Annotated in this window: 11 protein-coding genes; 6 read left to right on the top strand and 5 right to left on the bottom strand. The window is 71.1% G+C overall.

Annotation, left to right across the window (positions count from 1 at the left end):
* Positions 1 to 89 precede the first annotated feature (89 nt).
* Positions 90 to 995, bottom strand: coding sequence for a ketopantoate reductase family protein (locus tag OG207_RS36695; RefSeq protein ID WP_329104866.1), 906 nt, complete (start codon positions 993 to 995; stop codon positions 90 to 92).
* 558 nt (positions 996 to 1,553) lie between these two features.
* Between OG207_RS36695 and OG207_RS36690 the strand changes: the two genes are divergently transcribed.
* From OG207_RS36690 to OG207_RS36665, 6 genes are all read left to right on the top strand, one after another.
* On the top strand, positions 1,554 to 1,931 hold the full coding sequence (locus OG207_RS36690) for an FKBP-type peptidyl-prolyl cis-trans isomerase (RefSeq protein ID WP_329104864.1): 378 nt from the start codon (positions 1,554 to 1,556) through the stop codon (positions 1,929 to 1,931).
* Positions 1,932 to 2,259: 328 nt separating this feature from the next.
* Complete coding sequence (locus tag OG207_RS36685; protein WP_329104862.1) at positions 2,260 to 2,655, top strand: hypothetical protein; 396 nt, start codon at positions 2,260 to 2,262, stop codon at positions 2,653 to 2,655.
* A complete protein-coding gene (locus tag OG207_RS36680) occupies positions 2,655 to 4,595 on the top strand; it encodes a GMC family oxidoreductase (protein ID WP_329104861.1) in 1,941 nt (646 codons plus the stop codon). The genes OG207_RS36685 and OG207_RS36680 overlap by 1 nt, the downstream gene beginning before the upstream one ends.
* Positions 4,596 to 4,624: 29 nt before the next feature.
* Complete coding sequence (locus tag OG207_RS36675; protein ID WP_329104860.1) at positions 4,625 to 6,481, top strand: peroxidase family protein; 1,857 nt, start codon at positions 4,625 to 4,627, stop codon at positions 6,479 to 6,481.
* A 100-nt stretch (positions 6,482 to 6,581) separates the two neighbouring features.
* Positions 6,582 to 7,028: a DUF6153 family protein gene (locus tag OG207_RS36670; RefSeq protein ID WP_329104859.1), complete on the top strand. Its 447-nt coding sequence runs from the start codon at positions 6,582 to 6,584 to the stop codon at positions 7,026 to 7,028.
* A gap of 77 nt (positions 7,029 to 7,105) precedes the next feature.
* Positions 7,106 to 7,735, top strand: coding sequence for a DUF305 domain-containing protein (locus OG207_RS36665; RefSeq protein ID WP_329104858.1), 630 nt, complete (start codon positions 7,106 to 7,108; stop codon positions 7,733 to 7,735).
* A 73-nt stretch (positions 7,736 to 7,808) separates the two neighbouring features.
* Here OG207_RS36665 and OG207_RS36660 read toward each other — a convergent pair whose 3' ends face one another.
* The 4 genes from OG207_RS36660 to OG207_RS36645 all read right to left on the bottom strand — a co-directional run bounded on the left by OG207_RS36660 (position 7,809) and on the right by OG207_RS36645 (position 13,022).
* A complete protein-coding gene (locus OG207_RS36660) occupies positions 7,809 to 8,777 on the bottom strand; it encodes an MASE1 domain-containing protein (RefSeq protein WP_443072876.1) in 969 nt (322 codons plus the stop codon).
* A 77-nt stretch (positions 8,778 to 8,854) separates the two neighbouring features.
* Positions 8,855 to 9,685, bottom strand: a complete 831-nt coding sequence (locus tag OG207_RS36655; RefSeq protein WP_329104855.1) for a PP2C family protein-serine/threonine phosphatase — start codon at positions 9,683 to 9,685, stop codon at positions 8,855 to 8,857.
* 133 nt (positions 9,686 to 9,818) lie between these two features.
* Complete coding sequence (locus OG207_RS36650; RefSeq protein WP_329104853.1) at positions 9,819 to 11,429, bottom strand: alpha/beta hydrolase; 1,611 nt, start codon at positions 11,427 to 11,429, stop codon at positions 9,819 to 9,821.
* 12 nt (positions 11,430 to 11,441) lie between these two features.
* The gene (locus OG207_RS36645) at positions 11,442 to 13,022 is read right to left on the bottom strand and encodes an alpha/beta hydrolase (protein WP_329104851.1); all 1,581 of its coding nucleotides are present in this window, start codon (positions 13,020 to 13,022) and stop codon (positions 11,442 to 11,444) included.
* Between the last annotated feature and the right edge of the window lie 111 nt (positions 13,023 to 13,133).

The following is a 13,133-nucleotide window of genomic DNA, read 5'->3' as shown; positions in this document are numbered from 1 at the left end:
CCGACCCACCGCCCAGGGGCGGGTGCCACCGGTCAACTCCCCGGTCGCACCCGCCCGTACGGCGTCCCGGCGCCCCGGCGACGCGACCGTCAGTGGCCGCGCACCCCGATCTCCTCCAGCAGGCTCGCCACGCGCGGCACCGGGACCGCGTGCAGCCCGGCGGCCCTCAGCACCGCCCCTCCGATCGCGTCCGTCTCCAGCGGTCGGCCGGCCTCGGCGTCGCGCTGCATGGACGACTTCGCCGCGGCGGGGAAGGCGTCGTACAGCCGCACCGTGCCGGCGGTGTCGCTCGGCGCACCGCAGGCACGGCTCACCGCGGCCACCTCCTCCACCAGAGCCAGCAGTTCGTCACGGTGCTCGGTGCGGATCTGGCCGATCGGAAGCCGGTAGCGCGTCGTGAGCAGGGCGAAGGGGGCCAGGAACGCCAACTTCCCCCACAGCGCACCGGACTCGTCGTCGCGCACCCGGGTGGTGATTCCGGCGTCCGCGAGCACACCGGCCAGCTCGTCGAGGCGTTCGCGATCCGCCGTGGCGCTCGCCAGATCGATCTCCGTGAACGGGCTGCCGTGCACGATCCGGCCCGGTGCCTGCCGGCTCGATTCGACGCGTATCACTCCCGGCACCACGAGCTCCGCCGAGTAGCGCTTGCGGAGCGTGGCGGGGTGCTCGATCCCGTTCAGGAGCGGCACGACGAGGCCGTCGCCCAGAACCTCCGACGGCACTCGGTCGAGCGCCGCCGCCAGCGCCGTTTGCTTCACCGTCACCAGGCACAGGTCGACCGGCTGCCGCAGTTCGGTGTCCGCGTCGACCCTTGCGGTGAAGGCGCCGAACTGGCCGCTGCTCACCTGGATGCCGTCACGGCGCAGAGCCTGCACGGTCTCCTCACCGGCCAGACAGGTCACCCGGTGGCCGGCTCGTGCCAGCAGGGCGGCGAGCAGCCCGCCGACGCCCCCGGGTCCGAGTACCGCCACGCTCAGGGAACGGCTGTCGGTCATCGTATTGCCTTTCGTTGGGGCAGCGCGGACGGATCCGACGGATCGCGGGTCGAGCCGGATGCGCTGCACGGAAGATCCCAGGGGCTGGTTGTCCCACGCGGAAGGGCCGCACCGTTCGGTCCGCCCTACGACGGGGCGTCAGGGCGGGTCGGGGGAATCGGGCAAGGGTGCGCGGGGTGTGGTCACGCCTCCTGGTCGAGAGTGCATGCCGGTCGTTGGTTGCCGGGCGGAGCGGTGAAAGCGCAGGTCGACGGTCGAGTGGCCGCCTGCTGGGGCCCCTCGTACCGACCGGCGCGGGGCCGCGGCGGTGGGAGCGGGTACCCGGCTCCGCTCCCAGAATGATCTTAGGAGCGGAGCCGGGGCGTGACGCGGCCGCCCGGTGTGAGTTCCGCTACAAGGCGTGTCGGAGCCGCCCAGGCACGCCGCGCCGTGCTCCGTGGGGTGTGATGTACTCCAGTCGATCAGGGTCCTCGGTAGCGTGATCACCTACTGCGTGGAGAGTGACCATGCGCCCGGTTGGCCCGTACGAGGATGCCGGCGGAAAGTAGCGAGGTTGCGATGGGTGAACTGACGAAGCCCGAGGTCGAACTTCCGGAGGGTGACGCTCCGCAGGAGCTGACGATCCGGGACCTGGTCGTCGGGGACGGCCCCGAGGCGAAGCCGGGCAGGGTCGTCCGGGTTCACTACGTCGGGGTCACCTTCGAGTCCGGAACGGAGTTCGACGCCTCCTGGGACCGGGGCGAGCCGTTCAAGTTCGCCGTGGGTGGTGGCAGGGTCATCAAGGGCTGGGACCGGGGGCTCAGGGGGATGAAGGTCGGCGGTCGGCGCGAGATCATCGTTCCCCCGCGGCTCGGCTACGGCAACCAGTCCCCCTCGCCGTTGATCCCGGCGGGTTCCACGCTCGTCTTCGTGGTGGACCTCCTCTCAGTGGTCTGAGCGGGGCCTGCTGCTCCCCGACCTCCGTGTTCGGAGCCGAAGCCGGGCAGCACCGGCCCGACGGCATCCGCGACCGACCCGGCGGGTTCGTAAGGTTCATCCTTCAAGAGGTCCTCGCGAACGATGGTGCAGGTGCACACCGTGGTGGGAGACCCGGAACGAACGGTCGGGTCACACCGCCCTAGGGCGGCGTGCGAAGGTTCGCGCCCCCACCCAAGGTCCCAAGATGCACACGCACAGCCATCACCCTAGTGTGGTTTTGGGGGAGTCATCGCACTCCGGGGGCTATTCGTGGCCGCAGCAGCCACTGCACTCCAGGGAGTACAGCATGGCCAAGCAACGCGCTGCCCGCCGTCCGGCTTCGGTCTACGCCCTGGCCGGCATCCGGCTCTTCAACGGCATCACCGGGCTACTCGCTCCCACCGTGCTCGTCCGGCGCCTCGACCCCGATCGTGACGTCAGTCCCGCGGCCGTCTACGCATTCCGGCTCTTCGGGATCCGTACCGTCCTGCTCGGTCTCGATCTGCTCACCAACCACGGCCAGCGGCTCCAGGAAGACCTTCGAGAGGGCGTGCTGATCCACGCCAGTGACACCGCCACTGCCGCCTTGCTCGGCCTCCGCGGCCAACTGCCGCCCCGCACCGCTGCCCTGACCACGCTCATCTCAGCCGTCAACACGACCCTGGCCGCCAGTGCGGCCGACTTCGGGAAGAGGAAAGGATAGTGACCGCGGAGTCCGGCGCTCCACCGGCCGAAACGGGCTTCGACTTCGTCGTCGTCGGCGCGGGCGCCGGCGGTGGCCCCTTGGCGGCCAACCTCGCGGCCTCGGGCATGCGCGTCCTCCTCCTCGACGCAGGGGGTGCCGAGGAGAACGACGACTACCTGGTTCCCGCCTTCCACGCCGACGCCTCCGAAGACCCCGTCCAGCGCTGGGACTACTTCGTACGGCATTACGCGGACGAGGAGCAGCACCGGCGCGACCGCAAGCTCGTACCGGGCAAGGGCATCCTCTATCCGCGGGCCGGGACGGTCGGCGGCTGCACCGCGCACCACGCGCTGATCACCGTCTATCCCTACAACCGCGACTGGGACGACATCGCGCACGAGACCGCGGACGCGTCGTGGCGCAGCACCGCCATGCGCCGGTACTTCGAGCGGCTGGAGCGCTGTACTTACCGCCCCCGCCCCAAGGAGCCGCCCGCCAATCGGTGGTTGGCGGCCTTGCTGGAGCTCCTTCCCTTCGCCGCTGCCCGGTACCGCAACGACTCGCGTCACGGGTTCGACGGTTGGCTGCCGACCGATCTCGCCGACCCCGAACTAGTCGTACGGGACGAGCAGTTGTTGAAGGTCATCCTGTCCGCCGCGCAGGACACGCTCGCCGACTTCATCGGCCGGCCGCTCTCCCCTCTGGAGGGGCTCGGGTCGTTCGTCGATCCCAATGACTGGCGCGTACAGACCGAGGGCCTGCAGGGGCTGTGGCAGATCCCGATCTCAACGGCTGCCGGCCGGCGCAGTGCCGCCCGCGAACGCGTGCGGGCCGTACAGCGCAGCCACCCGGACAACCTGGTCGTCCGGACGCACTCGTTGGTGACGCGGATCGTGCTGGACGCGGACGGAGCGGCGACGGGCGTCGACTACGTGCACCAGCCGCACGCCTACCGGGCCGACCCCGGGACCCAGGACGTTCGCGCGCTGCCGGTCGCGCGCAGGGTGCTCGCTGCCCGTGAGGTGATCCTGGCCGCAGGGGCTTTCAACACGCCTCAACTGCTGATGCTCTCGGGCATCGGGCCGCGTGAGGAGCTGGAACGGCACGGCATTCCCGTACGCGTCCCCCTCCAAGGCGTGGGCGCCAACCTGCAGGACCGCTACGAAATCGGCGTGGTGAGCCAGATGGACCGCGAGTTCCCGGTCATCGAGGACTGCGACTTCCACGCGCCGGAGCCCGGAGCTGTGCCGGACCCCTGCTACCGGGCCTGGCAGCTCGGCGACGGGCCGTACACGACGAACGGCGCCGTCGTCGGGATCACCCGCAAGTCCCGCCCGTCGCTGGACTCCCCCGACCTGTTCATCTTCGGCGGCCCCTTCGACTTCCGCGGCTACCACCCCGGCTACTCGCTCGACCTGACGCGTCACCGGGACCGCTTCACGTGGGTCATCCTCAAGAGCCGCACCCACAACACCAACGGCCGGGTGCAACTGCGCTCCGCCGACCCCCGGGACACCCCGTTGGTGACCTTCCACTACTTCACCGAGGGCACGGACGAGCACGGAAGGGACCTCGCCGCCGTGGTCTCCGCCGTGCAGTTCGTGCGCAGCATGAACCGCAGTGCCGGTTCCGTGATCCGCACGGAGCTGTGGCCGGGCGAGCAGGTCGGTGACCCCGAGAGCGTCCGCCGCTTCGTACAGGACGAGGCGTGGGGCCATCACGCTTCCTGCAGTTGCAAAATGGGCCGGGTCGACGATCCGTCGGCCGTCGTGGACAGCCGCTTCCGGGTACGTGGCGTGAACCGCCTGCGGATCGTCGACGCCTCGGTCTTCCCCCGCATTCCCGGCTTCTTCATCGCCGTTCCGATCTACATGATCAGCGAGAAGGCGAGCGACGTGATCCTCGGCGATGCATCGCGCACGCGACCCGTCCCGGCCGCCCCGCGGCACCCGACCTGACCCGGGAACCGATCCTGAGGAGCAGCACGATGAGCATGCAACGACGCCCCGTCCCCCGACGATCCGGCTCCGGATACCGCTCCTCCCTACCGTGGCGGATCATCACCCGCATCGCCGAGTTCGTCGACCGCCGCACCGGTTGGGACCGCCTGGCGGTCACGCCCGGTCTGCTGACCCTCTTCGGGCTGCGGGTCAAACTCCGTCAGGAGAACCTCCACGACACGTCGCGGCTGCCTTCCGTCGGCCTCCCGACCCCTGCGCCGCCCTCCGACGGGCACCGGGTCAACCGGACCGCCGACGGCAGCCACAACGACCTCGACGAGCCGCGCATGGGCATGGCGGGAACGCGCTTCGGCCGGAACATCCCGCTGGACAAGATCGCCCCGGCCACGCCCGAGAGCGTTCTTTCGCGGCCGAACCCGCGCGAGGTCAGCCGAGTCCTGCTCACCCGCCGGACACTGATCCCGGCCGAGTCGGTCAACTCCCTGGTCGCCGCCTGGCTGCAGTTCATGGTCCGCGACTGGTTCAGTCACGGAACCAGTCCCACGGAGCGGCCCTGGGAAGTTCCGCTCCTGGACGACGATCCGTGGCCCGAACGCCCGATGCGGATCATGCGGACGCCGGACGACCCGACGCGGGACCCCCGGTCGCCCGCGGGGACTCCCGACACCCGCGTCAACGTCTCGTCCCACTGGTGGGACGCATCCCAGATCTACGGCACGAACGAGGCGGAACAGTGCCGGGTGCGCACCGGCAAGACGGGCAAACTGCACCTCTTCGGCGACGAGGCGACCCCGCTCCCCTCCGACCCCGCCCGCGATCCCTCGCGCGTTCCCGGCTTCTGGCTGGGCCTCGTCATGATGCAGAACCTGTTCGCCCAGGAGCACAACTCGATCTGCGACCACCTGCACGCCGTGTACCCGTCGTGGGACGACGAGGAGTTGTTCCAGCGGGCCCGCCTCGTTAATGCCGCGCTCCTCGCCAAGATCCATACGGTGGAGTGGACGCCCGCCGTGATCAGCCACCCCACCACCGTCAAAGCCCTGCGGTCCAACTGGTGGGGCATCGCGGGTGAACGCGTCCACAACTTCTACGGCCGGCTCACGGAGAGCGAGACCGTCAGTGGCATCCCCGGCAGCAAGACGGACCACTACGGCGTCCCGTACTCCCTCACCGAGGAGTTCGTGGCCGTCTACCGCATGCACCCGCTCGTCCGCGACGACTGGCACCTGCGCTCCGCCGCCGACGACTCCACCCTCAGCGACTGCACCTTCCGCGACATCGCCGGACCTGCGGCGCTCAACGTGCTGAAGACCAAGGGAATGGCCAACCTGCTGTACAGCTTCGGCACCCTCCACCCGGGGCTCGTGACCCTGCACAACTTCCCCCGCTTCCTCCAGGACTTCGAGCGCCCCGATGGGGGGCGACAGGACCTCGCTGCCACGGACATCCTGCGCAACCGGGAACTGGGGATCCCCCGCTACAACGAATTCCGGCGGCTGCTGCGGCTGAAGCCCGCGGCGAGCTTCGAGGACCTGACGGACAACCCCGTGTGGGCCAAGGAGATGGAGCGGCTCTACGACGACGTCGAAGACGTCGACCTGACGGTCGGAATGTATGCGGAGAAGCTTCCGACCGGATTCGCCTTCAGCGACACGGCGTTCCGCATCTTCATCCTGATGGCCTCGCGCCGACTGAACAGCGACCGCTTCTTCACCGAGTACTACACACCGGAGGTGTACTCCAAGGCCGGCATGGCTTGGATCGACGACAACAGCATGGTCACCGTGTTGCTGCGGCACTATCCGGAGCTGCGTACGTCTCTCGCGGGACTCAAGAACGCCTTCGTGCCCTGGCACGTCGCCAGCGGCAGCGGGCCTTCCTGAGGGGCGACGGCCGCCAGGTGGGCCGAGAGGGAGAGGGGCTCCGAAGGAGGTGTCGCGGCCCGGCCTCGCCCCGTGCGGAGCGGGCGCTTACGATGCCGGTATGGATCAGCAGGCGACGCGCGCAATGAAGCCGCTCGGGCTGCGTTCCCCTCTCCTGCTGGTCCTGGCCGTGCTGGTGGGCCTCGTGGGCATGCACGGCCTGGGGCCGGGCGCCGTTCCGGTGTCCGCCGCCGCACCCGGGTGCGCAGCCGCCCACGGGACGGCCCCCGCGCACGGCACGCCTGCAGCCGGCGAGCACGCGGTGCAGCACGGCGGCGCCGCGCGGGCCGATGAACCGGCCGGCGACGGAAGCGGCGGGCACGCCCAACACGCGGATGCGACCTGCGCCGCCGCGGGCACCTCGGGCGCCCCCGTCCTGCCCTGCCCGGCCGCCGCCCCCAGCGGCGTTGCGGCCGTCCCGGTCGCCGGTACCGGGATCGACGTGAGCGGTGCGGTCGGCGGACGCGCGCCACCGTCACTGAGCGAATTGCAGCTCCTGCGCATATAGGGCGGTCCGAGCACTCGGACCGTTCCCTACCCCGGCACGCCCCGACGCGCGCGTGCCCTCACCGCAGGAGCAACAGCATGACCAGCAAGCGTTCCCCGATCCGCCGTGCCACGGCCGTGGCCGCGGCCGTCACCGCCACACTCGTCCTCGCCGCCTGCGGCGGCAACGGCGGCGATTCCGGCTCGGCCCACGACGGACACGGCTCCTCCGCCTCGCCGTCCACCCCTGCCCCGGCACGGCAGGGCGACCACAACACCGCCGACGCGGTCTTCGCCCGGGGGATGATCCCCCACCACCGGCAGGCCGTCGAGATGGCGGACCTCGCCGCGGCCCGCGCGGAGTCCGCAGAGGTCAAGAAGCTCGCGGAGGAGGTCAAGAAGGCCCAGGATCCGGAGATCAAGACCCTCTCCGGCTGGCTGACCTCCTGGGGCGAGAAGGTCCCGGCCACGGACGAGGACCACGGTGGACACACCATGTCCGGCATGATGACCGCCGAGGAGATGCAGCGGCTCACGGCCGCCTCCGGCAAGGCGTTCGACACCGCCTTCCTCCAGATGATGGTCGAGCACCACGAAGGCGCCGTCGCCATGGCCGAGACCGAGCAGGCCGAAGGCACGTACGGGCCCGCCAAGGACATGGCCGCAGCGATCATCACCTCCCAGAGCGCGGAGATCGCCCGGATGAACACCCTTCTCGGCAAGAGCTGACCGGCACCAGCGGCTCCGGTGCGGGCAGTCGGCCTCGGCTGCCCGCGCCCCGCTGCTGACCGCTACGGGCCCTTCAGTGCGGCGGACGGTCATCGGGCGGGGACCGGTACGACTCGGGGCGCGGCTCCATCCGGGCCACCACCTCCGCGAGCCGGCCGCAGAGCTGCTTGATCTCCTCGTACGTCCGGTCGCGTTCGGTGATGACGGCCGCGAGGAGGAGGGCCGTCAGTGCGGTCGTACCGTTGAAGGCCTGCAGCGTCACCATGTTGGCGAAGACGTCGTCGCCGACGAACGGGCCCCTGTCGCCGGCGGCCGCCAGGATCGCCAGGACCACCACGGCGAGCGCACACGGCGCCGCGCCGGCCAGCCGGAAGCGGAAGGCCGCCCAGATCAGGAACGGCGAGACGAGGAAGAGCAGGCTCGAGTCCCGCGTGCGCGTCGCCAGGAGCGTGACGAAGAGCGTGCCGAACGCCAGCGCCGCCGCCTCGAACCATCGCCCCGGGCCGGCCCCGGACGGCCACCGGGCCTTGCGCAGCACGAGCAGGAAGGGTGTGACGACGAGGATTCCCATCGCGTCGCCGGTCCACCACACCGACCACGTGGGCCAGAAGTCGCCGGCGTCCAGTGCTCCGGAGAGGACCAGTACCCCGGCGCCGATGGTCGCACTGATCGACATCCCGGCGAGCGCACCGAGGAAGACCAGTGCCAGTACGTCCCGCAGGCGGTCCAGCTCGTTCCTGAACCCGGCTCTGTGCAGCATCAGGGCGGCGCAGACCGGCGCGAGGGTGTTGCCCGCGGTGATGGCCAGGACGGAGAGCAACGACGGCCCGAGGAACACGTTGGCCAAGAACGCGCCCAGCGCGATGCCCGGCCAGACCCTGAGTCCCATGATGAGCAGCGCGGCCAGCGCGACGCCGGTCGGCGGCCACAGGGGGGTGACCTGGTCGCGCACCAGCTGCTGGAGGAGGCCGATCCGTGCGGCCGCGTAGTAGACGGCGGCGACGGCGAGGATGCGCAGCGCGGTGGACCCGAGACGTCCCATCTCCGCACTGCTCACGACAGCAGTCTGCGCTCAGATCCCGCCACCGGCGACCCCAGTGGCCCCCGTGGCCCCGTCGGTCAGCCCGGCTCCCGGGGGCCGTCGTAGCGGACGACGAGGACCGCGGCATCGTCGCGGTGTCCCGTCAGGTCGGCCACTTTGACGACGGCGGAGGCCAGCACGTCGGGGTCGGCGTCGAACCCCGCCCGCACCAGTCTGACCACCTCGGCCAGACCGGACTCCATCGGGTAGTTCGGACCCTCCACCACCCCGTCGGTGAGCAGCACGAGCACCCCGGCCTCCGTCAGACGCCGGTGGGTCACCGGGTAGCGCTCGCCCGACACGATGCCGAGCGACGGCCCACCGCGGTCGAGTGCGATCCCGTGACCGCCTCCGGCCGTGGCCCAGACCATCGGGACGTGGCCGGCCCTGGAGACCGTCAGATCGCGGCTGACCGGGTCGAAGCGAAGGAAGCAGCACGTCGCGAAGAGGCCGCACCCCATGGCGATCAGCAGATCGTTGGCGCGGCCCAGCACCTCGCGGGTGTCGCTCGTCGTCTGTGCGAGGGCGCGCAGACTGGTCCGCACCTGTCCCATGAAGGCGATGGCCTCCACGTCATGACCCTGCACGTCGCCGACCGTGAGCCCCAGTGACCCGTCGTGCATGACGAACGCGTCGTACCAGTCGCCGCCCACCTCCAGACCGCCCCGCGAGGGCGCGTACCTGGCGGCCAGACGCAGCCCGGGCAGCTGCGGCAGCCCGGGCGGGAGCATGTGGCGTTGCAGGGCCACGGCCAGTTCGACCCTGGCCCGCTGGTACTCGATCCGGTCCAGGGCCTGATCGACGAGCTGCCCGAGAGCGACCAGGAGTTCTTGCACGTCGTCGGGCGGCTCGGGGCGGTGTCCGCGCATCACGGGCTCCTGGCTCTCCCCCGGCCTCTTCACCTCACCCTAGCCGCTGCCCCGGCATGCCTCCACAGCGGTGGATCGCGGTGAAACAGCAGGCCGGAGGCAGGTGCCGGGCCCTCGAGGGGATCTCGGGGCGTCAGGGGCCGATCTCAAACTCGGGTGCCTCGAGACCCTTCAGGCATGCGGTCTTCGGCGCAGCCGGGTCGTCGAAGAACGAGACGGTGATCTCCTGGGCGCACTTCGAGGTGGCGAACACCACGTGGGGCTCGTAGGGGACCGTGACGACCTTGGCCTTGCCCAGCGTGCTGGCGACGTACGGCCCGTTGTCGGCCCCGGTCTGGGAGTCGAACCCGCCCGACAGGGCGAGGGTCGGGATGTCACCGCGCGTGGCGTCCCGGATCGAGGGCGACGCCGCAGGGACGTTCCAGGCGTCGCAGTCCGGGTGGAGGAAGGCGAGCTGCGGGGCCTGGGCCTGTACCGAGCGGGGGAAGGACGGGAACGTCGCCCGTCCGCCCTGCAGCGCCGCGTCCTCGCTCTCGTACGGTGTCCACGCGCTGCAGAAGACGCCGTAGGAGAGGCCGTGCGCGACCCTGCCGATGGCTTGGGGGCTGAGCTTGCCGCCCGCCCACTGCTGGGCGATCCGCTGCGGCTTGCCGTGCGCCAGCTCGTCGAGGGCGGCGGGCACCTGGGGCGCCACATGGGTGGCGGAGGTCATCCAGTTGACCAGGGCTCCGCCGTCCAGGACGACCTTCACCGGCTTGTCGCTGCCGGGGAGGGTGACGGTGGTGGTGACCGGCTTGGCTTCGAGTTCGCGCACGAGCCGGTCGAAGGTGGCCGACAGATTCGGATAGCGCTCGTTGCACGCCGGCTGGTCCGCGCAGGCCTTGAACAGGCCGTCGAAGCCCTGCCGGGCGCTGCTCCAGGTCGCGGCCGACCCGGCCTTGGACGGCGGCAGTATGCCGTCGATGCCCACCGAGCGGAGCCCCTCGGGGTGCAGCCGCATGTAGGCCAGCGCCAGCTGGGTGCCGTAGGAGATCCCGAACAGGTTCCACTGCTCGATGCCCAGCGCCTTGCGCAGGTCCTCGTAGTCGGCGGCGCTCTCGGTGTCGTTGTAGGCGCCGAGGTCGATCCCGCGGGCCGCCAGTCGGTCGCGGCAGGCCTTGGTGGCCTCGACGTGCAGGCGTTCGGTGGACGGGGCGTCGTAGACGAGGCCGACGGAGCGTGCGTTGAACTCGTCGATGTTGGGGCAGAGGAGGTTCGGCTCGGCCGAGTACGTACCGCGCTGGGACATGAAGATCACGTCACGGTCGCGGTTCAAGCCGCCGTCGATCGCCATCTTCGCCTCCCCCACGGCGTCGTCACCGGGGCCGCCCGCGAGCCACACGATGGGGTCGGGTTTCGGCTCGTCGGTGGCGGCGGGCACGATCGCGACGCCGAGCTCGATCGTCCGGCCGCTCGGTTCGGCGCGGTTCTCGGGCACGGTGAGCGTTCCGCAGCGGGCGCCGTCGAGCGCTTCGATCGGTTCCGGCGTCTTCGGGCAGGGGCCCGGTTCGAAGCGGGCGTCGCCCACCGCGCGGGCGACCGTACCGATCGGCGCGTCGGGGCCGGTGCTGGCATCGGTAGGGGGCTGCGCCGGGGCAGGCGCTGCGAGCAGGCCGGTGACGAGGAGACCGGTCACCGTGCCGGCGGCCGTCGTCAGGAGGCGTCGTGCGGTGCGGCGCCGACGGTGCGCCGGGTGGAGTGCCATCTGCCCTCCCGGTCATTTCGGAATGATCGTGAATGGTTCGGGCTTCAAGTCGTTCACGCAGCTGGTGTCGGGGGCGGTCGGGCGAGCGAGGAACGATGCCAGGACGCGTTGGGCGCAGGGCGACTGCGGGACCACCCAGTGGCCGATCCCGGGGACCTGCACGGCGGTCGAACGGGACAGGTCGCGGGCCACGCCCTTCGCCCAGCTCGCCCCGGTCTTCGCGTCGAACGTGCCGGAGACGAGGAGCGCGGGCACCGGGCTGACCGTGGCCACCCGCTGGACGGAGGCGCGGTCCGGAACGTTCCAGACCCGGCACACCGGGTACTGGAAGGGAAGTTGCGGCACCTGGGCCAGGACCGTGTCCGGCCACCCGGGGAAGGCCTTGCGCCCCGCCTTCAGCACGTCGGTTTCCGAGTACCCCGGCGCCCACTCGCTGCACGCCACGGATTCGGTGAGGCCGTGTGCGAATGCGCCGACGTTCTGGACGGAGCCGGCCGCGCGGGCCCGTGCGAAGCGCTCGGGGTTTCCGCGGCTGAGCTCGTCGAGTGCCGCCGGGAGGTCTTTGGGCCGGGGGGCGAAGGCGACGATCTGGTTCAGCAGCGCGCCCCCGTCGAGGACGACCTCGACCGGCTTTCCACCGCCCGGCGGCGGGACGTGCAGCGTCAGGGGATGCGCCTCCAGCTTGCGCACCTGCTCCGTCAGCATGCGGGGGAGGTCCGGGTACCGGCTCTTGCAGGCGGGCTGCGCCGCGCACGCCGCGAAGATGTGGTCGATGCCCTCGGCTGCGCTGCTCCATCCCCACGGCAGGGTCGCGCTCTGGGGAGGCGTGACCGAGTCGATCGCCACGGCGCGGATTCCCTCGGGGTGCAGGCGCACGTAGGTGAGGGCCAGGTCGCTGCCGTAGGAGTACCCGTAGACGTTCCACCGGGGGATGTTCAGCGCCGTGCGCAGGTCGGCGAAGTCGGCGGCGTTCTCGGTGGTGTTGTAGGCGCTCAGGTCGACGCCGTCGGCCGTCAGGCGGTCGCGGCACTCCTTCACCGCCTTCAACAGGAGCTGCTGCGCCTGCTTCGCGTCGTAGCCCAGGCCAACGGCCCGGGCGTTGAAGCGGTCGATCTCCGGGCAGGCGAGGTTCGGCTGGTCGTAGAGGTTGCCGCGCTGGGCCATGACGATCAGTTCGCGGTCCTTGTTCAGCCCGGACTCGACGAGGAGCGGTATGTCGTCGAACGTGTCGCCCCCGGGGCCGCCCGCCATGAACACCACGGGCTCCTGCGCCGGCGTCGCCGGTTCGGCGGCCGGAATGACCGCCGCGGCGAGCTTGATGGTCCGGCTGCCGGGGCGGGAGCGGTTCTCGGGAACTTCGAGGTAGCCGCAGCGTGCGTTGCCGAGTGCTGCGATCGGCTCGGGCGGCTTCGGACAAGGCCCGGGCACGAACCGGGACGGGGCCTGCGAACCGGTCCCGTCGGCCGCCTGGCCGGCGGACCGGGCGGCCGACCGGTCGGGCGGTGACGGGGCGCTGCTCGGTGCGGGGCCGAATGCTGCCAGGGAGACCAGAGCGGCTGCGGCGGTCACCGCGTGGATGGCGTGCTGTGGCATGGGTTCTCGTTCCTCTGCCGACATCGGCGGCGGCCCCGCCGGGCCCGGGCGCGGCAGCGGTGTGGACGGAACGCTCGCTCTCGACGCTACCGGGTGGACCGTGCGCGCGCA

This window comes from Streptomyces sp. NBC_01439, from assembly GCF_036227605.1.
GTDB lineage: Bacteria > Actinomycetota > Actinomycetes > Streptomycetales > Streptomycetaceae > Streptomyces.
Note: the sequence above shows the minus strand (reverse complement) of the source record. Positions and strands in the feature narration are given on the sequence as shown.

Coding starts and splice junctions, on each gene's coding strand:
- OG207_RS36695 (WP_329104866.1), bottom strand. CDS start 995: ATGACCGACAGCCGTTCCCTGAGCGTGGCGGTACTCGGACCCGGGGGC.
- OG207_RS36690 (WP_329104864.1), top strand. CDS start 1,554: ATGGGTGAACTGACGAAGCCCGAGGTCGAACTTCCGGAGGGTGACGCT.
- OG207_RS36685 (WP_329104862.1), top strand. CDS start 2,260: ATGGCCAAGCAACGCGCTGCCCGCCGTCCGGCTTCGGTCTACGCCCTG.
- OG207_RS36675 (WP_329104860.1), top strand. CDS start 4,625: ATGAGCATGCAACGACGCCCCGTCCCCCGACGATCCGGCTCCGGATAC.
- OG207_RS36670 (WP_329104859.1), top strand. CDS start 6,582: ATGGATCAGCAGGCGACGCGCGCAATGAAGCCGCTCGGGCTGCGTTCC.
- OG207_RS36665 (WP_329104858.1), top strand. CDS start 7,106: ATGACCAGCAAGCGTTCCCCGATCCGCCGTGCCACGGCCGTGGCCGCG.
- OG207_RS36660 (WP_443072876.1), bottom strand. CDS start 8,777: ATGGGACGTCTCGGGTCCACCGCGCTGCGCATCCTCGCCGTCGCCGCC.
- OG207_RS36655 (WP_329104855.1), bottom strand. CDS start 9,685: ATGCGCGGACACCGCCCCGAGCCGCCCGACGACGTGCAAGAACTCCTG.
- OG207_RS36650 (WP_329104853.1), bottom strand. CDS start 11,429: ATGGCACTCCACCCGGCGCACCGTCGGCGCCGCACCGCACGACGCCTC.
- OG207_RS36645 (WP_329104851.1), bottom strand. CDS start 13,022: ATGCCACAGCACGCCATCCACGCGGTGACCGCCGCAGCCGCTCTGGTC.